Origin of the sequence: Rhodococcus rhodnii NBRC 100604, assembly GCF_001894925.1 — a bacterium.
Classification (GTDB): domain Bacteria; phylum Actinomycetota; class Actinomycetes; order Mycobacteriales; family Mycobacteriaceae; genus Rhodococcus_F; species Rhodococcus_F rhodnii.
This window is the reverse complement of record NZ_BCXD01000004.1, coordinates 1-21,955: the sequence shown is the minus strand read 5'-3', so window position 1 is coordinate 21,955 and position 21,955 is coordinate 1. Positions and strand designations below refer to the sequence as shown.

Sequence of the window (21,955 nt, the reverse complement as noted above, 5' to 3'; positions counted from 1 at the left end):
CGCAGCGACGGCCTCGTCAGACCGTGAGATCGGCCGCGCACCGCACGCCGCCGGTGAGCGAGCCGAACCGCGCCACCGCGCGCGGCAGGTCCGCGTACTCCCCCGGCCCGACCGCGACCGCGACGCCCCGGCACCGCCGCCGCAGCCACCGCGTGAGCGCGAGGACGTCCTCGGCCGGCTCGTCCACGGCCCACAGCATCACGACGGCGGCGCCCGATCCGACGACGGACGACCCGAACGCGGATCGCGAGACCGGTGCGGCGACCCGAAGATTGACCGGCAGCCGGGCGAGCGCGGCCGCGAGCGCCCGGAACTCGAGCGGAGGTGGCGACCCCGGCATGGGCGAGGCGAGCACGGGCACCCCGGTGCCGATCGGCGCGTCCACCGTGAGCGTCGTGAACACTCCTGTGAGGCACTCCACGAACAACGCGGCGCTCTCCGGATCGAGCCCGCGTGCACGCGTCACCAGTGGCGTCACGAGTTCGTCCCACAGTGCGACGACGCCACGCTCGAGCGCGATTCGTTCGAGCGTGCGGTGGACGGACACCAGATCGCGGGCGACGATCGCGGCATCGATTCTCGCGATGTCGGCGCCGTTCGGGCGGGCCGGCGAATCCGTACGCACCGGGGGCGAAACCCGAGTTTTCACACTCGTAACGAAATCGTCACGTACCCCGAAACCGGACGGAAGGTGTTCGATTTCTGACAGCGAAGTAGCCGTTGTGTTAAGTGCGTACCGTGCAGCGTCCGCAGAACTCGCTCCGCCGTCGAGTGCCCGAAGCATGCATTCGAGCCGCGCGACGTCGTCCGTGCTGTACCGACGGTGGCGTCCGTGCCGGTGTGCCGACGGTCCGATGCCGTAGCGCCGGTCCCACGTCCGCAGCGTCGCCGGAGCTACGCCCAGTCGTTTGGCCAGCGCAGACACGGTCAACGTCGGCATCTCACCGGATGCCTCGACGTCACCGCGCACGGCCGGGTCCGCTGGGTCTGCCACGGATACATCGTCACCCGCGCGGCGGAGTCTCTCAACCCGAAGGCGCAACACGCGGGCTACCGAATGTAAATGATCGCCAGGTTAAATCTTGCGGCGAAGGGCGTTGAATCGACCACTGTGAACAACTATTGACTCGATTTCCGCACGCACCCTACGGTAAGCGGCGTGAACGGTTGGTGGTCCGATTTCCACCGCTGCCGAATCGTGCGGACGCCTCACCCGGCGTGCCGCGTTTCGGAATCGGGGGGATCGGATCCAGGTCAACTCGCTCGAACGAGCGGGTCGTGTCGAAGGAGTCCACATGCCTGCACCACACACCTTGCCCGGTCCCAACGCCGACGTCTGGGACTGGCAGATGCACGGCCTCTGCCGCGGCGTCGACTCCGCGATGTTCTTCCATCCCGACGGCGAGCGCGGACGCGCCCGTGCGCAGCGTGAGAGCCGCGCGAAGGAGATGTGCCGTCAGTGCCCCGTTCTCACCCAGTGCCGCACGCACGCCCTCGCCGTCGCGGAGCCGTACGGAATCTGGGGCGGCATGTCCGAGACCGAACGTGAGATGTACGCGCGCCAGCGCCGCAGCCGCATCGCTGTCTGACCCCGCGTCGGGGGTTCACAGGGGGAACCCAACGGCGCGGCCTCCGTGCCCTGAGCGGCGTGCCACACGGAGCCCCGCACCCAGCGACGAGAGATGCCCCGCACGGACGGATCCGTGCGGGGCATCTTCGTAACGCGGCCGAGGCCGCCCGGCAGCGCGAGATCGCTGCCGGGGACGGACTCAGTGGCTGTGGCCGTGGCCGGCAGCCGCCGGGTCCTCTTCCTCGGGCTTCTCGACGACGGCGCTCTCCGTCGTCAGGATCATGCGCGCCACCGAGGCGGCGTTGACGAGCGCCGAGTGCGTGACCTTGACCGGGTCGATGACGCCGGCCTCGACCAGATCGCGGTACTCGAGCGTCGCGGCGTCGAAGCCCTCGCCGCTCTTCTGCTCCGAGACGCGGTTGACGACGACCGAGCCGTCGACACCGGCGTTCGACGCGATCCAGTACAGCGGCGCGTTGAGCGCACTGCGCAGGGCCGCGACACCGGTCGCCTCGTCACCCGTGAGACCGAGGTTGCCGTCGAGCACCCGACCGGCCTGCACGAGCGCCGAACCGCCACCGGGCACGATGCCCTCGGCGACGGCGGCCTTCGCGGAGTTGACCGCGTCCTCGACCCGGAACTTGCGCTCCTTGAGATCGGTCTCGGTCGCGGCGCCGACGCGAATGACCGCGACGCCGCCCGCGAGCTTCGCGAGGCGCTCTTCGAGCTTCTCGCGGTCCCAGTCGGAGTCGGTCGCCTCGATCTCGCGGCGCAGCTGTGCGACGCGGGCGTCGACGTCGGACTGCTCGCCCGCGCCGTCGACGATCGTGGTCTCGTCCTTGGTGACCTCGATGCGACGAGCCGATCCCAGCAGGTCGAGTCCGGCCTCCTTGAGGCTCAGGCCGAGGTCCGTGTTGATCACGGTGCCCCCGGTGACGACCGCGAGGTCCTCGAGGAACGCCTTGCGGCGGTCGCCGAAGTACGGCGCCTTGACGGCGACGGCCTTGAGCGTCTTGCGGATCGAGTTGACGACGAGCGTCGACAGCACCTCGCCCTCGACGTCCTCCGCGATGACGAGCAGCGGCTTACCCGATTCCGCGACCTTCTCGAGCAGCGGCAGGAAGTCGGGCAGCGAGCTGATCTTGTCGCGGTAGAGCAGGATGTACGGGCTCTCGTAGATCGCCTTCTGCGCGTCGGTGTCCGTCACGAAGTACGGCGAGAGGTAGCCCTTGTCGAACTGCACACCCTCGGTGATGACGAGCTCGGTGTCGAGTGCACCGGACTCTTCGACCGTGACGACGCCGTCGGCGCCGACGCGGGTGAGCGCTTCGCCGACCATCTCGCCGATCTCGGCGTCGCGCGACGAGACCGTCGCGACCTGAGCGATCGACTTCGCGCCCTCGACGGGGGTCGCAGCGGACTGCAGCGCCTCGACGACCTTGTCGGCACCCTTGGCGATGCCGGCGCCGAGCGCCATCGGGTTCGCGCCCGCGGCGATGTTGCGCAGACCGGCCTTGACGAGTGCCTGCGCCAGGACCGTCGCGGTCGTGGTGCCGTCGCCGGCGACATCGTTGGTCTTCGTCGCGACGGACTTGACCAGCTGGGCGCCGAGGTTCTCGAAGGGATCCTCGATGTCGATCTCGCGGGCGATGCTGACGCCGTCGTTGGTGACGACGGGGCCGCCGAACGCCTTGGCCAGCACGACGTGACGTCCACGCGGTCCGAGCGTGACCTTCACTGCGTCGGCGAGTTGATCGACGCCGCGCTCGAGTGCTCGGCGCGCGGATTCGTTGAACTCAATTTCCTTGGACATGGGTGTCTGCTCCTGTGTGGAACGCACTCCGCCCCGGCGCCGCCGGCGAGTGGACTCGTCGGCGTCGACCGGGGCGGATCACGTGGGCTTTACTTGCCGACGACAGCGAGCACGTCGCGGGACGACAGGATCAGGTAGTCCTCGCCCTGGTACTTGATCTCGGTTCCGCCGTACTTCGAGTAGATGACGACGTCGCCTTCCTTGACGTCGAGCGGGATCCGCTTGTCGCCGTCTTCGTCCCACCGGCCGGGTCCGACTGCGACGACGGTGCCCTCCTGGGGCTTCTCCTTTGCCGTGTCGGGAATGACCAGGCCGGAGGCAGTCGTCGTCTCGGCCTCGTTGGCCTGGACGAGGATCTTGTCCTCGAGCGGCTTGATGTTGACGCTCGCCACGATGAGCCCTCCACTTTGGGGTATCCGTCCGAGGCGTCGCCTCGGACTGTTTCTCGGATGTCGAATGCGGCACGCCACTGCGAGCCCCGTCGTCGCGGGTGCCGGAGCTTCGTTCGGCGCCAGTTGGCACTCTATACGCGAGAGTGCCAACGCTCAAGAAGTGGGCGGCCTGTGGTCGCGTGACCACCGGACGAGAGCGACGACGACGCGGACGCCGAGACCCAGCAGCAGCAGATTGCCGATCATCTGGACGACGACGAGCGCGCGCGCCCGGTCGGTGACCGCGACGATGTCGCCGAAGCCCACCGTCGCGAACACCGACAGGGTGAAGTACAGCGATCCGATTCGGGTGACGACGGCGTCGAACGATCCCGGCACGGCCGCCGCGAGCACGTAGTAGGCGGTCGCGAAGCCCAGGAGATAGACGGGCAGGACGACGGCGGCACCCTCGAGCGACCGGAGCGCGGGGACGCGCGAACGCGTGATCGCGCGCAGTTGCAGCCATGCCAGGACGCCGACGATCGCGATGCCCGCGACGAGCCACAGGACGCCGGGGACGCCGGAGAGGTCCTGCACCGGCGCCGTGAAGTAGACGACCGTCGCCGCCACCACGGTGAGGCACGATCGCGCCGCGACAGCGCGGACCGCGGACCTCGCACCGGCGTCGTGCGCAACCGGATCGTGATGCCGAGATGCGCCGTCGTGATCATCGGGCAAGGCGAACTCCGCCGATGTGGCGAGAATTTCTCGACGATGATCGATGCAGGTCCGCAGGGGTGATCACCCCTCGATGGTGGAGGAATCAGGGAAAACCCCGACGCATTCACGGCAGAGATTCGGTAACGTTCGGATAACGACCTTGGTCGGGCGTCGGCGAACAGCCGTGCTCACCGGTCGAAGAGGGGCCGGAGCGGTCGTGTCGGTGGACCGCCCCGAACCGACGACGCCGTCGGGCCCGCACCCGGGACCAACGATCCCGGGGCCCCGGATCCCGGGACCCCGTCAGCCGACACGAGGAGGTGTATCGACCATGACCGGATCTTTCGATGGTCGGACCGCCACGTCGCTCGGCATCTCGACCGGTTCCGCCGGAGTCGGTGCCGCACTCGTCCGCACGGAACGGACGGGTTCCGACAGCGCACCCGATGTACACGACGTCATGTTCCGCTATCTGTCCGCGGAGCAGCCCGCCAACGATCTCGCCGGACTCGTCCGCTCGGCGATCAGGCTCATGAGCACGCAGTTGCCGTCGGGCCCGCATCGCCCCGAGTCGATCGCCGTCACGTACCGGACGCAGCAGCAGCAGCACGTGCTCCGCGGCGCCGTCGCCGGCCGCCGCGCCCACCTCGTCCCCGAGACGGCAGCGACGCTCGAGTTCCTGCGCAGCACCGGACGCGTCGCGCGCTTCGACACGATCGCCGTCGCCGACGTCGGTGCCTCCGGAGTCGGGGTCTCGATCGTCGATCGCGTCGACGGCACAGTCCTGGACACCGCACGTGAGAACGGCATCGGCGGCGACGCCGTGGACGCCCTACTCGTCGACCACGTCACACAGCAGTCGGGCACGGGCCCGCGCCTGCCCGCCGACAGCGCGATCATCGCCGCCCGGTGCCGCTCGGCGAAGGAGACGCTCTCCAAGCCCGACTCCCCCGCCGGCGGCGGCGAGACCGTCCGGATCGAGTCGGTCGGCGACGGCGCGCGCCCCGTCGTGCTCGACCGCACGGCCTTCGACGCCGTCGTCGCACCCGCGATCACGCGCATCGCCGAGTTCGTGCGAACACGGCTCGCCGCGTCGCCGCGCACCGTCGACGCAGTCGTGCTCGTGGGTGGCGGATCGGGACTCCCGGCCCTCGCCGCGGCGATCGCGGACGTCACCGACGCCGCCGTCGTCACGACCCCCGAGCCCGAGTCGGCGTCGGCCACCGGCGCCGCGCTGCTCGCCGCTGGCCCCGAGGCCGCGCTCTACCCCACCACGGGCGGGCCACGCCAGGGGCTCGGCTCGAAGCTCAAGGTGGTCGGCACCGTCGCGGTCGCCGTGACGGCAGCCGCAGCGCTGTTCGGCTACGGCACGAGCGCGCTCCCCTCGGGCGGCCGCGGCTTCGCGCCCGCCGCGACGGACGTGCAGCAGACGTCCCATCACGACACGGCCCCTGGCGAGGAGCAGCCGGCGTCCGAGGTCGGCGGTGCGGTCACCGCGACCCCGTCGCCCGATTCCGGCGGCTACACCGAGGTCGGCGAGCCGCCGACCACCGCGGGTCTGCCGCCCGACGAGTGGGCCGCCGATCCGACGACGCCGTGGGACGTTCCCGCATCGCCGCCGCTCACCACGGTGCCGCCGACCTCCCCGCCTGCCGAGACGACCACCGAGGCCGCTCCCGAGACCGGGACGACGGCGCCGGAGGAGGGGTCGCCCGAGCTGACGATGCCGTCGATCCCGACGGAGCCCCAGCCGCCGGTGTTCGAGTGGCCCGACATCCCGACGTTCTGGCCGACCGTCCCCGCACCTCCCGGTGACGCACCGGGCGAGGGGCCGGGTCAGGGCGTGCCGGACAGCGGGTCCTCGGCGGGAACGCCGTCGCCCGGGCTGCCCGGGGCGGGCGGCCCCGATCAGGGCAGCCCGGAGTCGGGCGAGCCCGCGAACGGAGCTCCGGCGACTCCGCCCGCGCCCGCCACGACACAGCCGGTGCCCGTGGAGACTTCACCCGCGACGGAGACGTCGGGAACGCCGGAGACTTCGGGACCGGTGCAGCCGACCGAGACACCGGCTCCCGAGGCCGTTCATCCCACCGGCTGAGTCCGGCCCGTTCGGGTCAGCTGCTCACCTGCGCCGTCGACACCGGCAGCCCCGGGTCGGTCGCGACGGTGAGCGGCGAGGGCCGAGCCCCGCCCGCGACGACGTGCGCGCCGAGTGCGGCGATCATCACCCCGTTGTCCGTGCACAGGCGCGGCTTCGGCACGCGCAGCGTCACTCCCGCGGCCTCGCACCGTTCCGCCGCGAGCGACCGGATCCGCGAGTTCGCCGTGGCACCGCCACCCAGGACGAGGGTGTCGACGCCGAGATCACCGCACGCGCGCAGTGCCTTCATCGTGAGCACGTCGGCGACCGCCTCCTGGAACGACGCCGCGACGTCCGGAATCGGGACGGCGCGGTCTTCCCGTGCGCACTTCTCGACGTAGCGCGCGACGGCGGTCTTCAGGCCGGAGAACGAGAAGTCGTGTCGGGCGTCGCGCGGCCCGGTCATCCCGCGCGGGAACGCGATCGCCGACGGATCGCCGTCGCGGGCGATCGCGTCGAGCGCGGGCCCGCCGGGATAGCCGAGGCCCAGCAGCCGGGCGACCTTGTCGAAGGCCTCGCCCGCGGCGTCGTCGACGGTGCTGCCGAGCTCCACGATCGGCTGCTCGAGACTCGTGACGTGCAGTAGGTGGGTGTGCCCGCCGGACACGAGGAGCGCGACGCTCGGCGGCATCGGACCGTGTTCGAGGGTGTCGACGGCGACGTGCCCGCCGAGGTGGTTGAGCGCGTAGAACGGGACGTCCCACGCGGCGGCGTAGGCCTTGGCCGCGGCGACCCCGACGAGCAGCGCGCCCGCGAGGCCGGGGCCGATCGTGACGGCGAGAGCGTCCGGTCGCTCGATGCCGGCGGCCGCCAGTGCGCGGCGCATCGTCGGGACGATCGCCTCGAGATGGGCACGGGACGCGACCTCGGGGACGACGCCGCCGTACCGCGCGTGCTGGTCGACGCTCGACGCGACCTCGTCGGCGAGGAGCTCGCACGTTCCGTCCTCACGCCGACGCACGATGCCGACGCCGGTCTCGTCGCACGAGCTCTCGATTCCCATGACGATCATGCCGTCGTCTCCGTTCCGGCCGCCGCGCGACGCATCGTGAACGCGTCCGCGCCGCTGGGCTGGTAGTAGTTCTTTCTCGTTCCGACGACCTCGAAGCCCGCGCGGCGATACAGCTCGATCGCGGCGTCGTTGCCGGTGCGCACCTCGAGGAACACGGGCCCACCGTGCTCGTCGGCGTAGCGCAGCAGCTCGCGCAGAAGGGCGGCGCCGATGCCGCGGCGCTGGGCCGCGGGAGCGACGCCGATCGTGTGGATCTCGGACTCCGCGCCCTCGCCCGAGCCGAGCAGCCCGATGCCGGCGTAGCCGAGGACCTCGCCGTCGTCGCCGTGCACGACGACGTAGCGGTTGTGCGGTGCGGCGAGTTCGGAGCGCAGCGCGGATTCGGACCACGGGCCGTCCTCCGTGAAGAGTTCGATCTCGAGCCGCGCGCACCGGGCGAGGTCACGCAGCGCCATCGCTGCGACGACGTGATCGTCGGGTCGTGTCGTCATCGTCCGGCCCGCTCGGCGAGGGGCACGGCGTCGGGCCTGCGGAGGTAGAGCGGCTCGAGCGGCGCCGGATCCGTACCCGAGCGGAGGTCGCCTGCCGCGACCGCGACGAGCGACGCCGCGTCGGGTGCGACGACGTCGACGACGGGAAGCGCGAAGGCCTCGGCGTGGGCGGGTGAGCCCGCCACCGCCTCCGACGGTGCGCCCGCGACGTCGGCCGGTGCCGCGACGGCGGGCCCCTCGACGCGACGCCCGTCCTCGTACCGAGCCCAGTAGATCTCGCGACGGCGTGCGTCCGTCACCACGAGCAGCCGGTCGTGGCCGGATGCCGTGGCCCGCACCGCGATCGCGTCGAGGCTGCACACCCCGTGCACCGGAACGCCGAGCGCGTCGGCGAAGGCCGCGCCGGTCGCCATCCCGACGCGCAGCCCCGTGAACGGTCCCGGACCGCAGCCGACGACGACGGCGCCGAGATCGGCGGGCGTGTGGCCGGCGCTCGTGAGCACCTCCAGGACGCGGGGAGTCAGCACCTCGGCATGACCGCGGACGCTCACCTCGACCTTCTCGGCGAGCGTGCGCGGGCTCTCACCGGTCAGGTCGACGAGACCGGCGGTGACGACGGGAGTGGAGGTATCGAGCGCGAGGACGAGCACGATATTCCAGAATACCCGTGCTCGATCAGGCCTCGCCGCGCGAGGACCACGCCCACGACACCGTCCGGACGTCCGAGTCGGGCTCGCGGCGCAACCTCACCGCGAGGTGGCGATCGGTGAGCGTCTCGACGAGCCCGCCGCCCCACTCGACGACGACCACGGCCGCCGTGAGATCGGTGTCGAGATCGAGCGCGTCGAGTTCGTCGAGCGCGGCGGGCCCCGCGTCGCCGAGCCGGTACGCGTCGACGTGGACGAGGCCGACTCCCGGGGATCCGTCGGGGCGCGTGCCCGCGCGATGCTCTCGCGCGATGACGAAGGTCGGCGACGTGACGCGGCCGACGGCTCCGAGACCGACCGCGATGCCGCGGGTCAGCGCGGTCTTGCCGGCGCCGAGCGGGCCGTCGAGCACGACGAGATCACCGGCGCTCAGCGATGCACCGAGCGTGCGCCCGAAGTCCTCGGTGTCGGCGGTCGTCGCGAGCTCCACCGTCCCCGACGCCGCGAGGCCGTCACCCCGCACGGTGGCTCCGCTCCGCGGCGGCAAGGCTGCGCACGAGCGTCCGATCGATCGCGTCCGACACCAGATTCGGGAACTCGAGCTGTACGAGATGGCCCGCACGGCGGACGCGCACGAGTTCCGCGTCCGGCAGGCCCTCGGCGAGGGCACGCGACGCGGCGAACGGGATGACGATGTCGGCGTCGCCGCTGAGGATCACGGTCGGGACGTCTCGCAACACGGGCAGTGCTGCCGACTCGTCGTGCAGTTCGAGGGTCCGAAGGAAGTCGACGATCGTGACGACGGACGTCCGGTCGATCATCGCGTTGCTGAACGCCTGGACCGATCTGCCGACGTCGGTCCCGTACGACGCCGCGCGCAGGATCGGGGTGATGATGCGCCGCGCCGCCCCCCGCATGCGCTGGACGGTGTCCGGCGACGTGCGAACCGCGAGCCGGAACGCGTCGATCACGGGGTTCTCGAGGCTCGCGGCGAGGCCGGTGCTGCTCAGGCCCGCGGCCGTCGTCGACATCAGCGCGAGCCCGACGAGCCGCTCGCGGACGGCGCGCCGATGCCGCGCCGCGAACGCGAGTGCCGTCATGCCGCCCATCGAGTGGCCGACGACGAACACCGGACCGGTGGGCGCGGTCTGCTCGATCACCGCCATGAGGTCGTCGCCCAGCTGAGCGATCGTGCAGCTGGGGCGCGGACCCGAACCCGACGAGCCGTGCCCGCGCTGGTCGTAGAACACCATGCGAACGTCGTCGCCCCACCGCGATGCGAGCTCGTAGCGCTGGAAATGCCAGGCCGTCATGTCCATGCAGAAGCCGTGCACGAAGACTGCCGTGACGGGCGCGTCGGCGCGGCCGACCTCGCGGACGGCGAGCTCGACGCCGTCGTCCGAGCGCACGATCCGCGAGCGGTCGCCCTCGATGAGCGCGAAGTCCTCGCCCGCGTGCGGATCGGCGCGGCGCAGTACCGCCGCGCGCACGGCGTCGACACCCACGAGCGAGCCGAGTGCGAGTGCGCCGGACGCACCTCGCATCACGCTGCGCACACTTCGTTTCGTCGCCACGGCGTCACCTCCCGTTTCCGCCCGGGGCGCCGGCGACGGTGCCACCGCCGACGATGCTCCGGGTCGTCCGTCCCTTGATCCCGCACACGATCTCGTACGTGATGGTGTCGAGGGCGTCGGCCCATGCCTGCGCCGACGGCTCGCCGTGGTCGCCGTTGCCGAACACGTACGCGTCGTCGCCCTCCTCGACGCCGTCCTCGTTCTCGCCGAGGTCGACGACGAACTGGTCCATGCACACCCGCCCGATCGCGCGACGCCGCCGACCACCGAGTTGCACCTCGAACCGTCCGCTGAGCGTGCGCGGCAGCCCGTCGGCGTAGCCCATCGGGATCAACGCGACGGTGGTGTCGCGCTCGGCCGTCCACAGATGGCCGTACGAGACGCCCTCACCGGCCCGAACCCGCTTGACGAGGATCACCTGCGCACGAACGGTCATCGCGGGACGCAGCCCGAACGTGCCGAGCTGCGGGACCGGCGAGAACCCGTACACCGAGATTCCGGGGCGGACCATGTCGTAGCGCAGGTCGGGACGCGTCAGCGTGGCCGCCGAATTCGCCATGTGGACGCGAGCGGGTTTCAGTCCCGCGCGGCGCAGCCCGTCGAGGGCGGCGTCGAAGGCGGTCTTCTGCAGGTCGATCGTCGGGTGACCCGGTTCGTCGGCATGCGAGAGATGAGTGAACGCGCCGCGGACCTCGATCGCACCCTCCGCCGACGCGCGTGCGGCGGCGATCACGGTCGCCTCCCACTCGTCCGGCGCGACGCCGTTGCGGTTGAGTCCCGTGTCGATCTTCAGCGTCACCGCCGCGGGCCGTCCGACCCGGCGTGCCGCGGCGACCACGCGCGCGAGATGCCGTGGCGAGGAGACGCCGATCTCGACGTCACCGACGATCGCGGCGTCGTAGTCGGCGTCGAGCTGATGCAGCCACGCCAGGATCGGCGCCGTGATCCCCGCGTTCCGCAGGGCGAGCGCCTCACCGATCGTCGTCACGCCGAGCTCGCTCGCCCCCGACGCGAGCACGGCACGCGACACCGCCGCCGCACCGTGGTTGTACGCGTCGGCCTTGACGACGGCCATGATGCCCGCGCTCCCCGCGTGCTCGCGGAGCACACCGGTGTTGTGGGCGATCGCGTCCAGATCGACGACGTACTCGAGTTGCGCGCGCGACGGGCCGGGCCCGGCACCGTTCGTGCCGAGCGCGCTCACCGGGTCTGTCGACGTCATGACTCGATAGTGCCACCGCGGCGTGCCCGGCAGGGGCGTGGGTGTGCGCTAGCGCACCCTCAGCACGCGTACGGCGTCGGACACCGCGTCGAGCAGCATCGACGCACCGATCGGCGCGGTGCCGAATCCGCCGCTCGCGCCGGCCGCGCCGCCCCGCGCCGCGAGATTCGCCGCGAGCGCGTGCGCACGGGCGGCGAGCGCGGCGGCCCACGGCAACGCCAGACCGGACGCCGCGAGCGCGCCGACGATCCCCGACAGCACGTCGCCGGAGCCCGCCGTCGACGGCCACGACCCGCCCGCGTCGTTGACGAAGGCCGCGCCGACACCGTCCGAGACGATCGTCGCGCGGCCCTTGAGCAGGACGGTCGCGCTCCACGCACGGGCGAGGCCGGCGACGGCGCCGACGCGATCGGCTCCCGGCTCGGCGCCGGTGAGCCGCGCGAACTCGCGATCGTGCGGCGTGAGCAGGGTCGGCGCCGACCGCGCTCGCACGAGGTCGGGTTCGCGGGCCAGCAGCGTCAGCCCGTCGGCGTCGACGACGACGGGCAGATCGGTCGCGAGGACGGCGCGCACCCGCTCCAGTGCGTCGTCGTCGGTACCGATTCCCGGTCCGATCACCCATGCCTGGACGCGGCCGGTCGACGCGATGTCGGGCGCCGCGACGATCTCGGGGCGATGCCCGACGATCGCCGCGGTGTCCGGCCCTGCGTACCGGACCATGCCCGACGTTGCAGCGACGGCACCGCTCGTGCAGAGGATCCCGGCGCCCGGATATCCGGGGCTGCCGGCGACCACACCGACGACCCCCTGGGTGTACTTGTCGTCGTGCGCGCCCGGGACAGGCCACATCTGCCCGACGTCCGCCGCGTCGAGCTGGACGAGCCCGGCGTCGCCGCTCTCGATGCCGATCGGGACGAGTTCGACGCGCCCGCACATCGCCGCGGCGAGCGCGTGCACGCGGCGCAGCAACCCGAAGGTGACCGTGACGTCCGCGCGGACCGCGGCTCCGTCGACGGCGCCCGTGTCGCAGTCGACGCCACTCGGCAGGTCCACCGCGACGATCGGGGCGCTCACCTGCTCGACGAGTGCCGCCGCGGGACGGCGCAGCCCGCCCTTGCCCGAGATCCCGAGGATCCCGTCGATCACGAGGTCGACGTCGTCGGGCAGCGCGCCGGAGGCGATGCGCCCTCCCGCACGGCGCAGTGCCGCCGCTCCCGCCGCGTGCATCCGTTCCGGATCGACGGGGCAGGCGGTGACGACGACGCCGCGGCGACGCAGCAACGCGCCGGCCCACAACGCGTCACCGCCGTTGTCCCCCGTCCCGACGAGCAGCCCCACCGACCTGCCCACGACTCCGCCCGTGCGCGAGCGCAATTCGTCGGCCACGACCCGCGCGACGCCGTACGCCGCACGGCGCATGAGCGTCCCCTCGGGAAGCACGGCGAGCTGCGGCGCCTCGGCGTCGCGCACCTCCGCCGCCGTGTAGTACCCGCGCATCCACCCGCCTCTCGCCGAGCTTCGACTCCGCTTCGGACGTTACGCGACGAGCGCCACACGGCGAGGACGTTGGCCGCACGTCGCCGGAACCGCCCCGTACGGTCGGGGCATGACACGATTCGCACTCGGAACCCGGCGCGGCGGCGCGCTGGCGGCGGTCCTGCTCGTGGCCGGCGCACTCGCTGGATGCGGCGGAGGGGGCGACGACTCGGCCGCCTCCGGGCAGCCCGATCCGCTCGAAGTGATCGTGCGCGACATGGCGTACACGCCGCAGACGATCACCGTCTCGGTCGGCGACACCGTCACATGGACGTTCGACGACCGCGGCACGCCGCACGACGTCGTGGGCCTCGGCGACGCGGCGGATGTGCTGAACAGCCCGCTGCAGCCGACCGGCACGTACGAGGTGACGTTCACCGAACCCGGAACGTACGACTATCACTGCACGATCCATCCCGAGATGACCGGGACGGTGATCGTGCAGTGACGGCCGATACAGGTACGGCTACTCGACGGTGTACTACTCGACGGTGACGGACTTCGCGAGGTTGCGGGGCTTGTCGACGTCGTAGCCGCGCGCCTGCGCGACCTCGGCCGCGAAGACCTGCAGCGGCACCGTCGAGAGCAGCGGCTGCAGCAGCGTCGGAGCAGCCGGGATCTCGATGAGGTGATCGGCGAACGGCCGCACGGCGTCGTCGCCCTCCTCCGCGATGACGACGGTGCGCGCACCGCGTGCCTGGATCTCCCGGATGTTGCTCAGCAGCTTCGAGTGCAGCACCGCGCGCCCCTTCGGCGACGGCATGACGACGATGACCGGCAGCCCGTCCTCGATCAGCGCGATCGGGCCGTGCTTGAGCTCGCCCGCCGCGAATCCCTCCGCGTGCATGTACGCGAGTTCCTTGAGCTTGAGCGCACCTTCGAGCGCCACCGGGTAGCCGACGTGGCGACCGAGGAACAGTACCGTCGGCGAAGCGGCCAGCTCACGCGCGAGGGCGCGAACGGGCTCGACCGTCTCGAGGACCCGCGCGACGAGCTTGGGCATCGCTTCGAGCTCGTCGTACTCACGGGCGACCTCGTCGGGGTACTTCGTGCCGCGAGCCTGCGCGAGGGCGAGACCGACCAGGTAGTTCGCGGTGACCTGAGCGAGGAACGCTTTCGTCGACGCGACGCCGATCTCCGGACCGGCGCGCGTGTAGAGGACGGCGTCCGCTTCACGCGGGATCTGCGCGCCGTTGGTGTTGCAGACCGCGAGCACGCGCGCCTTCTGGTCCTTCGCGTGCCGGACTGCCTCGAGCGTGTCGGCGGTCTCCCCCGACTGCGAGATCGCGACGACCAGTGTCGACCGGTCGAGCACCGGGTCGCGGTAGCGGAACTCGCTCGCGAGCTCGACCTCGACGGGGAGGCGAGTCCAGTGCTCGATCGCATACTTCGCGAGCAGGCCCGAGTGGTAGGCACTGCCGCACGCCACGACGAAGACCTTGTCGACGTCGCGCAGTTCCTGATCCGACAGCCGCTGCTCGTCGAGCACGATCTTGCCGTCGTGGAAGTGCCCGAGGAGCGTGTCGCCGACCGCGGCCGGCTGCTCCTCGATCTCCTTGAGCATGAAGTAGTCGTGGCCGCCCTTCTCGGCGGCGGCGAGATCCCAGTCGATGCGGAACGGACGGCCCGACGCCTCGGTGCCGTCGAAGTTCAGGATCGAGTAGCTCTCGGGCGTGATGACGACGACCTGGTCCTGGCCCAGTTCGACCGCGTCCCGCGTGTGCTCGATGAAGGCGGCGACGTCGGAGCCGAGGAACATCTCGCCCTCACCGACACCGACGACGAGCGGCGTGGACCGGCGGGCGGCGACGATCGTGTTCGGGTGATCGGCGTGGGTGAAGACGAGCGTGAACGCGCCCTCGAGGCGTCGCAACACCGCGAGCGCACTCTCCACGAACCGTCCGGCGTTCTCGCCCGTCTCGTACTCACGGGAGACGAGATGCACCGCGACCTCGGTGTCCGTGTCGCTCGCGAACTCGACACCGGCGTGCTCGAGCTCGCTGCGCAGCGGCGCGAAGTTCTCGATGATGCCGTTGTGGACGACCGAGACCTTGCCGGTTCCGTCGACGTGCGGGTGCGCGTTGCGATCCGTGGGGCGGCCGTGGGTCGCCCACCGCGTGTGGCCGATTCCCGAGACGCCGGTGAAACGCTCGCGACCGGTGTCGTCGAGCTCGGCCTCGAGGTTCGCGAGGCGGCCGGCCTTCTTCTCGATCGCGACTCCTCCGGAGCCGTCGAGAACTGCCACACCGGCCGAGTCGTAGCCGCGGTACTCCATACGGCGCAGCGCCTCGACGACGACGGGCAGCGCCTGCCGATGGCCGACGTACCCCACAATTCCGCACATGGTTCACCAGCGTACTTGTTCGACCGACGGGAGCGAGCCGGACTCGCTCCGCGCCCGGTCGCCGTACATCACTCTCCGTATCGACTAACGTCTCGGACGTGGCGGAGAATCCGAAGAAGCTCGTGCGCTCGCTCACCAAACGCGGACCTCATCGCGTCCTGCGCGGTGACCTCGCTCTCGCGGGCCAGCCCGGTGTGGTGTTCACTCCCGAGTCCGGGTTCGGCCTTCCCGCCGTCGCTTTCGGTCACGGCTGGCTGACCGGATCGGCCGGCTACCGCAAGACGCTCGAGCACCTCGCGTCCTGGGGCATCGTTGCGGCCGCCCCCGACACCGCCCGCGGCCCCGTACCGTCGCACCGCGGCTTCGCCGTCGATCTCGCTGCGACCCTCGACATCTGCGTCGGAGTGCGCCTCGGACCCGGCAACATCAGCGTCCACCCCGACAAACTCGCGTTCGCGGGGCACGGCATGGGCGCGAGCGCCGCGGTGCTCGCCGCCGCGAACCGCGACGTCGCCGCCGTCGCCGCGCTGTACCCGGCACCCACCTCGCCGCGTGCCGAGTCCGTCGCGGGCCGCGTCTCGGCGCCTCTCCTCGTCGTCGGCGACGGGCAGGACGCCACATCGGTCGACAGCGACGCGCGATCGCTCTACGAGGCGGCCGGCGACACCGCCCTGCTGCGGATCGTCCCGGACGCCCACCGCGACGGCCTCGGCGAGGGCCGCTATCTCTACAAGGCGCTCGGCGCCACCGGATCCGACCGCGGCACGCAACACGTCACCCGCGCCCTGCTCACCGGCTTCCTGCTGTCCGCACTCACCGGCGACGGGACGTACGACGCGTTCACCGACCCCGACGCCGAGATCCCGGGGACACTCACCCACCCGGCCGACGACCCGCAGACCTCCCCCGCCACCGCGCTGCGTCAGACGAGCCAGCTGCTCCGCACGTAGTACGCGTCGTCGCTGCCGTCGTCCGCACCGTTGTCGACAGCGGTGTGATCGGCGGCCGTGTGATCGGCCGCGGTGTGGCGATCAGGAGTGTGATCGTCCGGGTGCCGGTCCCGCGCCGACGCGAGCCCGGCGAGCAGCCGCTCGGCGTCGCGGTCCATGCGCTCGCGCATCGCGGACAGGCGTGCGGCCGCGTCCTGCGTCGTCACAACGGACCCGCTTCGGCGAGGTGAGCACCGCGCGGCCCATGGCCGTCGCCTGCCGGCACATCGCTTCGTTGCGGGGCGTCGCTCTGTAGCGGCTCTCCCCGGGCGGGCGCCGGGGTCGTCGAACGGCCCGGGCCCGCGACCACCGGCTCGGCCGTGGGCTCGGGCTGTCCTGGGTCCGGCTCGTGAGATTCGGGTTCGGCGGATTCGGCGTCGTGGGACGTGGTTTCCGAGGACTCGGAGTCGCCGGACACGCCGTCGGTGCGGTCGATCTCGGGCATGCCGTCGTCGCCCAGGTGCAGCGAGAACTCGACCGAGACGCCGTCGCGGCCGAGGGTCAACGCACCATCGTCGCCTCCGGTCTCGACAGTCCAGTCCTCGTCGCCGATGCGCACGGTCGGGCTGTCCGAACCGACCTCCGCATCGTCACCGGCCACATCGACTGCGGCCCTGTCGTCCCCGTCGTCTGTGTCCCCGTCGTCTGTGTCCCCGTCGTCTGTGTCCCCGCCGTCTGTGTCCCCGCCGTCCAGGTGCTCCGCCGCGACCCGTTCGATCACGCCTCCGACGACAGCGCCGACCTGCCCCACGAGTTCTGCCGCGACCGATCCGAGCACCGGAATCAACCGGGCCAGACCGTCGCCGCCCACTCCCGGCGCGGTCGCGTCCGGCCGGGCACCGAGGATCGGCGGCGGTGCGGCGTCCGAGGTCAGCGGAGTCGACGAGAAGGCCGGAGGCACCGGAGCACCTGCCTGCGGTGCCTGCGGCGCTGCCACATCCTGCGGTGCGGCGACCATCGGAGACGCTGCAGACGTCGACGCTGCGGACATCGGCGGCGCTGCACCTGCCTGCGGCACGGCCGTGTCGCCACGCGACACTCCGGCCGCGCCCACGGGCGATTCCCCGTGCGCGAACGTGACGTACTCCACCGGAGCCGAAGGCTGCGGCACGGCGAATCCGTCCGGCCGCCAGCGCGGGGCGGGCTCGATCCCGGTCAGCGCATCGGCGGCGATCCGCATCGCCTCACGGACGTCCGCGTCACACCTCTCGCACGCTGCGACGACGGCGTCGCGACGCTCCCGGTACTCGGGAAGCAGGTGTGTGTCGAGCCAGACACGCGCTGCGCGAGCCGCCGAACCGCCCTGTTCGGTGGCGGCCAGTGCGGTGAGGTCACCGACCTCCGCAGCGGTGCGGCCGCCCACGAGCGGCGTGAACTGAGCGCACACCGTGAAGGCCTTGTGCGCGACGGCCTTCCGGACGGTGGCGACGGCATCGTGGACGATGGCGAGCGCGTCCTCCGCAGTCGTCACAGCATCCTCGAACTCCGTGGCGGCGGCGGCGGCACGCACGCTCACGGCGGTCCCGAGCGCATCGGGCCATGCCGAGCGGAGCCGACCGGTCTCGTCGCGTTGGACGATCAGTTCGTCTCGCGCGCGGGTCAGCCCGTGTTCGAGCCGCCGCACGTCGTCGACGAGTGCGTCGAGGTCGAATGCGTGCTCGCGGTCGTAGAGCCGCCGGTATCCGTCGACGGTCTCGTCGTCGCCCGCGTACCCGAGAGCACGGGCGCTGGGCAGGAACAGCGCGAAGAAGTCGAGCCCGACGGCGCCGTCGTCGAGGACGCGGGAGACGGGTTCGGCGAGGTCACGACGGTCGAAGAGGTCGTCACGGCGCTCCCGGGCGGCGACTGCGGCGTGTGCCGCGTCGAGCAGATCGCCGAGGCGCGGATCGGAGCTCTCGCTCGCGGCGGTGAGCCTGCTCCGGAAGGCCGCGTCGAGCGCGGTGTCACGGACGAGTCGCTCGACGTCGGGGTTCACGTGAGGTTCCCGAACCGCGTCGACGCGGCGTCGTCGGCCGAGACGTACGCTGCCGCCGTCGCTTCGGTCGCCGCGGCGACGACGTCGACGTCACCGGCGCGTTCGGTGAGGACGTCCGCGACTCGTGCGAGACCCACCGCGAGGGCGCGCGCCTCGCTCGCGTGATCCGGGCCGAGCGACGCAGCACCGAACCGCAGGTCGCGCGTCGCGGCCGCGGCTTCGCCCAGCGCAGACGCCGACGACGCGAAGCGTCGTGCGATTCCGATCACCGCGGACGCGTCGATCTCGACGTCCGGCTCTCCCCCACTACCCATGACTCCCCCACCCCTGATTCCCGCTCGATGCGCCGCGGGCCGCGGTGCGTCACCCCGTTCGACGCACCGCCCGCGCGGACGGTTCCCCGTGAACCTTAGAGAATCACCGGACGTCGCGGGCGACGGGACGTGCAGCGGCGACGACCTCGGCGAGTTCGCGCGCCACGCGCTCGGCGGCGGGAACGCCGGGTGCCTCGACCATGACCCGCACGAGTTCCTCGGTTCCGGACGGTCGCAACAGCACCCGGCCGGTGTCGCCGAGTTCGGCTTCGGCCGCCGCGACGGCGGCGACGACATCGGGATTGCACGCGACGGTCGACTTGTCGTCGACTGCGACGTTGAGCAGCACCTGCGGCAACACCGTCACGACGGACGCGAGCTCCGTGAGCGAGCGCCCCGTGGTCGCCATGGTCCCCATCAGCCGCAACGCCGTGAGCGTGCCGTCGCCCGTCGTCGCGAAGCCGGGGAGCACGATGTGACCGGACTGCTCGCCGCCGAGAGCGAACCCGCCGTCGGCGAGGGCCTCGAGGACGTAGCGGTCGCCCACCGACGTCGAGACGGTCTCGATTCCCGCGTCGCGCATCGCGATGTGCAGTCCGAGATTGCTCATGACGGTCGTGACGAGGGTGTCGCCCGTGAGTTCGCCCGCGTCGCGCATCGCGATCGCGAGGATCGCCATGATCGCGTCCCCGTCGACGACGTTCCCGGCCGCGTCGACGGCGAGGCAGCGGTCCGCGTCACCGTCGTGGGCGATACCGAGGTCGGCGCCGTGCTCGGTGACGGCGGCGCGCAGGACGTCGAGATGCGTCGAACCGCAGTCGTCGTTGATGTTCAGGCCCGAGGGCTCCGCATTGATCGCGATCACATGGGCGCCCGCGGCGCGGTACGCGTGCGGGGCCGCCTCGGCCGCCGCGCCGTTCGCGCAGTCGACGACGACGCGAAGGCCGTCCAGCCGGGTGGGCGCGGCGACGGCGAGATGGTCGAGGTAGGTGCCCAGCGCGGTGTCGTCGCTGCGGATCCGGCCGAGCTGTGCTCCGCTCGGGCGTGCGGCGAGTTCGACGAGCGGCATCTGTGCCTCGATCTCGTCCTCGACCGCGTCGGGAAGTTTGCGTCCGCCGGTCCCGAAGATCTTGATGCCGTTGTCCGGCATGGGATTGTGCGACGCGGAGATCATCACGCCGAGCGCCGCGCCGTGTTTCGCCGTCAGATGCGCGACGGCCGGGGTCGGAAGGACACCCACGCGGACGACGTCGACGCCGAAGGACGTCAGCCCCGCGACGACCGCGGACTCGAGGACCTCACCGCTGATGCGCGGATCCCGGCCCACGACGGCGGTCGTCGTCGTGCCCGATCGCGAACCACCGCCGAGCACGACGGCCGCTGCCTGCGCGACCTGCATCGCGAGTTCCACCGTGAGCACGGAGTTCGCCGTGCCCCGAACGCCGTCGGTACCGAACAACCGATCCATAGTGGGTCAGACCCCTTTCGCACCCCCGACAGGTGCGTCGACACGATACGGCGAGAGCAGGCGTTCGACGATCGTGAACGCCTGCTCTCGTGAAGTGCGTCTGCGTGTGCAGTACGGCACGGCCGAGCCACCCCGCACGATCCCGTGGTTCAGACGGTAGCGGCCACTCGGGGCCGGTATCGGTGCAACGGTGGGATCGGGCGGGACGGCGGCCGCCGAAACGTCAGCGCTTCGAGTACTGCGACGCCTTGCGCGCCTTCTTCAGTCCGTACTTCTTGCGCTCGACGGCGCGAGCGTCACGCGTGAGGAAGCCGGCGCGCTTGAGCGCGGGACGATCCTCGGGCGTGATCTCGGTCAGCGCACGCGCGATGGCGAGACGCAGGGCGCCGGCCTGGCCGGACGGGCCGCCGCCACCGAGGAGGCCGACGATGTCGAACGAGTTCTCCCGCTCGACCGTCACCAGCGGAGCCTTGACGATCTGCTGGTGAACCTTGTTCGGGAAGTAGTTCTCAAGGCTCCGGCCGTTGAGGACGAAGTTGCCCGAGCCCGGCACGAGCCGGACACGAACGATCGCTTCCTTACGACGGCCGACGGCCTGAACCGGGCGATCGAAGGTCAGCGGGGCCGCGGCTGCGGCCTCGATCTCGTCGGCGATCTCGGGCTCCTCGACCGCGACGTACTCGTCAGCGGCGATCTCGACACCCTCGTTGATCTCTTCGGGGTTCACGTTCTGCTCCTCCGGCGCGGTCACTGGGCCACCTGCTTGATCTCGAACGGCACCGGCTGCTGCGCGGCGTGGGGATGATTCGGGCCTGCGTAGACCTTGAGCTTGCCGGCAATCGCGTTGCCGAGCTTGTTCTTGGGGAGCATGCCCTTCACGGCCTTCTCCACGAGACGATCGGGGTTCTTCTCGAGAACCTCGCCGACCGACCTCGACTTCAGTCCGCCCGGGTGACCCGAGTGGCTGTAGATGTACTTGTCCTCGCGCTTGTTGCCGCTCAGAGCGATCTTGTCCGCGTTGACGATGACGACGAAGTCGCCGCCGTCGACGTGCGGTGCGAAGGTGGGCTTGTGCTTGCCGCGAAGCAGGTTCGCTGCCTGGACGGCGAGGCGACCGAGCACCACGTCGGTGGCGTCGATGACGTACCACTGGCGGGTCACGTCACCGGCCTTGGGGCTGTACGTAGACACGTGAACTTCCTCGTCGATTGTTCTGCTGCTGGCCTGCGCACTCGGAACGGGTCTCACCGCGGCTTCCAGCGGCCAGTTGGGACCCGGAAGCACATCGTCGACGGGATCGGCCCGGGCCTGCCGGGCACGATCGATCGCCGACGCGAGATGCGCCAACCGAACATGCTACCCGGCGAGGGGAACCACCGGCAAAACTGCACGTCGAGGGCTGCGAACACGAACGGCGCGGTGGGAACGTCTCCGTTCCCACCGCGCCGTTCGATCGAGCGTGTGTCAGCCGTTCCACTGCGCGGCGTTGCGCGCTTCGGTCTGCTGCATGTCGTTCGCGCCCTGCTCCACCGTCTTCGCGATCTGCTCGAGGGTGGTCATCAGGTCACGCTGGGCCTGGTCCCACTTGACCTGCTCGGCCTGGTACGCCTGCTGCGCGGAGCTCTCCCACGTCGAGACGAGCCCGTTGACGAAGCCCTGCAGGTCGTCCTGGGCCTGGCCGATCCTGCCCGCATCGCCGCGGATCTCCCCGGCGAGCGCGGTCATCTCACCGAACCCGTACTTCATCGAATCCGACATCTATCTCCCCTTAC

Annotated in this window: 23 protein-coding genes and 1 pseudogene; 4 read left to right on the top strand and 20 right to left on the bottom strand. The window is 71.3% G+C overall.

All coding sequences use genetic code 11. From position 1 onward, the window contains the following. Positions 1-16: 16 nt before the first annotated feature. Both RR1_RS22775 and RR1_RS23075 read right to left on the bottom strand, forming a co-directional pair. Positions 17-625 (bottom strand): hypothetical protein, encoded by a 609-nt coding sequence (locus RR1_RS22775; protein ID WP_051110972.1) that lies wholly within the window; start codon positions 623-625, stop codon positions 17-19. Positions 626-745: 120 nt separating this feature from the next. Continuing rightward, positions 746-940: pseudogene (locus RR1_RS23075) on the bottom strand (MerR family transcriptional regulator); the annotation flags it as partial. A 355-nt stretch (positions 941-1,295) separates the two neighbouring features. On the opposite strand from RR1_RS23075, the gene RR1_RS04135 reads away from it, so the two are divergent. Further along, positions 1,296-1,589 carry a WhiB family transcriptional regulator gene (locus RR1_RS04135; RefSeq protein WP_040771957.1) on the top strand — a complete coding sequence of 98 codons (294 nt, stop codon included), beginning with the start codon at positions 1,296-1,298 and terminating at the stop codon, positions 1,587-1,589. Positions 1,590-1,769: 180 nt separating this feature from the next. Here RR1_RS04135 and groL read toward each other — a convergent pair whose 3' ends face one another. The 3 genes from groL to RR1_RS04120 form a co-directional block, all read right to left on the bottom strand. After that, entirely contained in the window at positions 1,770-3,383 is a 1,614-nt protein-coding gene (gene groL, locus RR1_RS04130) for a chaperonin GroEL (RefSeq protein WP_010836085.1), read from the bottom strand. A gap of 89 nt (positions 3,384-3,472) precedes the next feature. Beyond that, positions 3,473-3,775 carry a co-chaperone GroES gene (gene groES / locus RR1_RS04125; RefSeq protein WP_010836086.1) on the bottom strand — a complete coding sequence of 101 codons (303 nt, stop codon included), beginning with the start codon at positions 3,773-3,775 and terminating at the stop codon, positions 3,473-3,475. 153 nt (positions 3,776-3,928) lie between these two features. Then, positions 3,929-4,492, bottom strand: coding sequence for a potassium channel family protein (locus RR1_RS04120; protein WP_010836087.1), 564 nt, complete (start codon positions 4,490-4,492; stop codon positions 3,929-3,931). A 313-nt stretch (positions 4,493-4,805) separates the two neighbouring features. On the opposite strand from RR1_RS04120, the gene RR1_RS04115 reads away from it, so the two are divergent. Next, entirely contained in the window at positions 4,806-6,569 is a 1,764-nt protein-coding gene (locus tag RR1_RS04115; protein WP_010836088.1) for an Hsp70 family protein, read from the top strand. Positions 6,570-6,585: 16 nt separating this feature from the next. Here RR1_RS04115 and tsaD read toward each other — a convergent pair whose 3' ends face one another. The 7 genes from tsaD to RR1_RS04080 are packed head-to-tail and all read right to left on the bottom strand — an operon-like array spanning position 6,586 to position 13,054. Then, entirely contained in the window at positions 6,586-7,623 is a 1,038-nt protein-coding gene (tsaD, locus tag RR1_RS04110; protein ID WP_010836089.1) for a tRNA (adenosine(37)-N6)-threonylcarbamoyltransferase complex transferase subunit TsaD, read from the bottom strand. Continuing rightward, a complete protein-coding gene (gene rimI / locus RR1_RS04105; protein ID WP_010836090.1) occupies positions 7,620-8,114 on the bottom strand; it encodes a ribosomal protein S18-alanine N-acetyltransferase in 495 nt (164 codons plus the stop codon). The genes tsaD and rimI overlap by 4 nt, the downstream gene beginning before the upstream one ends. Next, on the bottom strand, positions 8,111-8,764 hold the full coding sequence (gene tsaB / locus RR1_RS04100; RefSeq protein WP_010836091.1) for a tRNA (adenosine(37)-N6)-threonylcarbamoyltransferase complex dimerization subunit type 1 TsaB: 654 nt from the start codon (positions 8,762-8,764) through the stop codon (positions 8,111-8,113). The genes rimI and tsaB overlap by 4 nt, the downstream gene beginning before the upstream one ends. Before the next feature lie 25 nt (positions 8,765-8,789). Next, positions 8,790-9,284 carry a tRNA (adenosine(37)-N6)-threonylcarbamoyltransferase complex ATPase subunit type 1 TsaE gene (gene tsaE / locus RR1_RS04095; RefSeq protein WP_010836092.1) on the bottom strand — a complete coding sequence of 165 codons (495 nt, stop codon included), beginning with the start codon at positions 9,282-9,284 and terminating at the stop codon, positions 8,790-8,792. Next, entirely contained in the window at positions 9,274-10,305 is a 1,032-nt protein-coding gene (locus tag RR1_RS04090) for an alpha/beta fold hydrolase (protein WP_040771962.1), read from the bottom strand. Before RR1_RS04090 ends, tsaE begins: the two co-directional genes overlap by 11 nt. A gap of 34 nt (positions 10,306-10,339) precedes the next feature. After that, a complete protein-coding gene (gene alr / locus RR1_RS04085) occupies positions 10,340-11,557 on the bottom strand; it encodes an alanine racemase (RefSeq protein WP_010836094.1) in 1,218 nt (405 codons plus the stop codon). Between the two features lie 48 nt (positions 11,558-11,605). After that, a complete protein-coding gene (locus RR1_RS04080) occupies positions 11,606-13,054 on the bottom strand; it encodes a bifunctional ADP-dependent NAD(P)H-hydrate dehydratase/NAD(P)H-hydrate epimerase (protein ID WP_072713600.1) in 1,449 nt (482 codons plus the stop codon). Between the two features lie 109 nt (positions 13,055-13,163). Between RR1_RS04080 and RR1_RS04075 the strand changes: the two genes are divergently transcribed. Then, entirely contained in the window at positions 13,164-13,541 is a 378-nt protein-coding gene (locus tag RR1_RS04075; protein WP_040772178.1) for a cupredoxin domain-containing protein, read from the top strand. Positions 13,542-13,574: 33 nt separating this feature from the next. Here RR1_RS04075 and glmS read toward each other — a convergent pair whose 3' ends face one another. Beyond that, positions 13,575-15,437 (bottom strand): glutamine--fructose-6-phosphate transaminase (isomerizing), encoded by a 1,863-nt coding sequence (glmS, locus tag RR1_RS04070; RefSeq protein WP_040772179.1) that lies wholly within the window; start codon positions 15,435-15,437, stop codon positions 13,575-13,577. 98 nt (positions 15,438-15,535) lie between these two features. Between glmS and RR1_RS04065 the strand changes: the two genes are divergently transcribed. Further along, a complete protein-coding gene (locus tag RR1_RS04065) occupies positions 15,536-16,387 on the top strand; it encodes a dienelactone hydrolase family protein (RefSeq protein WP_010836631.1) in 852 nt (283 codons plus the stop codon). Here the strand turns inward: RR1_RS04065 and RR1_RS04060 are convergent. The 7 genes from RR1_RS04060 to RR1_RS04030 all read right to left on the bottom strand — a co-directional run bounded on the left by RR1_RS04060 (position 16,360) and on the right by RR1_RS04030 (position 21,941). Beyond that, positions 16,360-16,593 (bottom strand): hypothetical protein, encoded by a 234-nt coding sequence (locus RR1_RS04060; protein ID WP_010836632.1) that lies wholly within the window; start codon positions 16,591-16,593, stop codon positions 16,360-16,362. The two genes, RR1_RS04065 and RR1_RS04060, sit on opposite strands and share 28 nt — an antisense overlap. After that, the gene (locus tag RR1_RS04055) at positions 16,590-18,401 is read right to left on the bottom strand and encodes an ICP22 family protein (RefSeq protein WP_010836633.1); all 1,812 of its coding nucleotides are present in this window, start codon (positions 18,399-18,401) and stop codon (positions 16,590-16,592) included. Before RR1_RS04055 ends, RR1_RS04060 begins: the two co-directional genes overlap by 4 nt. After that, on the bottom strand, positions 18,398-18,715 hold the full coding sequence (locus tag RR1_RS04050; RefSeq protein ID WP_010836634.1) for a hypothetical protein: 318 nt from the start codon (positions 18,713-18,715) through the stop codon (positions 18,398-18,400). Before RR1_RS04050 ends, RR1_RS04055 begins: the two co-directional genes overlap by 4 nt. Before the next feature lie 103 nt (positions 18,716-18,818). Next, positions 18,819-20,183, bottom strand: coding sequence for a phosphoglucosamine mutase (gene glmM / locus RR1_RS04045; RefSeq protein WP_010836635.1), 1,365 nt, complete (start codon positions 20,181-20,183; stop codon positions 18,819-18,821). 223 nt (positions 20,184-20,406) lie between these two features. Further along, positions 20,407-20,934, bottom strand: a complete 528-nt coding sequence (gene rpsI / locus RR1_RS04040) for a 30S ribosomal protein S9 (protein ID WP_010836637.1) — start codon at positions 20,932-20,934, stop codon at positions 20,407-20,409. Further along, entirely contained in the window at positions 20,931-21,374 is a 444-nt protein-coding gene (gene rplM / locus RR1_RS04035) for a 50S ribosomal protein L13 (protein ID WP_040772180.1), read from the bottom strand. The genes rpsI and rplM overlap by 4 nt, the downstream gene beginning before the upstream one ends. A gap of 273 nt (positions 21,375-21,647) precedes the next feature. After that, complete coding sequence (locus RR1_RS04030; protein WP_010836639.1) at positions 21,648-21,941, bottom strand: WXG100 family type VII secretion target; 294 nt, start codon at positions 21,939-21,941, stop codon at positions 21,648-21,650. Positions 21,942-21,955 lie beyond the last annotated feature (14 nt).

Excerpts from the sequence above, each read along its gene's own strand:
- RR1_RS04075 (WP_040772178.1), top strand. The coding sequence starts at position 13,164 with ATGACACGATTCGCACTCGGAACCCGGCGCGGCGGCGCGCTGGCGGCG.
- tsaD (WP_010836089.1), bottom strand. The coding sequence starts at position 7,623 with ATGATCGTCATGGGAATCGAGAGCTCGTGCGACGAGACCGGCGTCGGC.
- RR1_RS04050 (WP_010836634.1), bottom strand. The coding sequence starts at position 18,715 with ATGGGTAGTGGGGGAGAGCCGGACGTCGAGATCGACGCGTCCGCGGTG.
- RR1_RS04030 (WP_010836639.1), bottom strand. The coding sequence starts at position 21,941 with ATGTCGGATTCGATGAAGTACGGGTTCGGTGAGATGACCGCGCTCGCC.
- groL (WP_010836085.1), bottom strand. The coding sequence starts at position 3,383 with ATGTCCAAGGAAATTGAGTTCAACGAATCCGCGCGCCGAGCACTCGAG.
- RR1_RS04090 (WP_040771962.1), bottom strand. The coding sequence starts at position 10,305 with ATGCGAGGTGCGTCCGGCGCACTCGCACTCGGCTCGCTCGTGGGTGTC.
- RR1_RS04135 (WP_040771957.1), top strand. The coding sequence starts at position 1,296 with ATGCCTGCACCACACACCTTGCCCGGTCCCAACGCCGACGTCTGGGAC.
- alr (WP_010836094.1), bottom strand. The coding sequence starts at position 11,557 with ATGACGTCGACAGACCCGGTGAGCGCGCTCGGCACGAACGGTGCCGGG.
- rimI (WP_010836090.1), bottom strand. The coding sequence starts at position 8,114 with ATGACGACACGACCCGACGATCACGTCGTCGCAGCGATGGCGCTGCGT.
- RR1_RS04080 (WP_072713600.1), bottom strand. The coding sequence starts at position 13,054 with ATGCGCGGGTACTACACGGCGGCGGAGGTGCGCGACGCCGAGGCGCCG.
- glmM (WP_010836635.1), bottom strand. The coding sequence starts at position 20,183 with ATGGATCGGTTGTTCGGTACCGACGGCGTTCGGGGCACGGCGAACTCC.
- glmS (WP_040772179.1), bottom strand. The coding sequence starts at position 15,437 with ATGTGCGGAATTGTGGGGTACGTCGGCCATCGGCAGGCGCTGCCCGTC.
- RR1_RS04115 (WP_010836088.1), top strand. The coding sequence starts at position 4,806 with ATGACCGGATCTTTCGATGGTCGGACCGCCACGTCGCTCGGCATCTCG.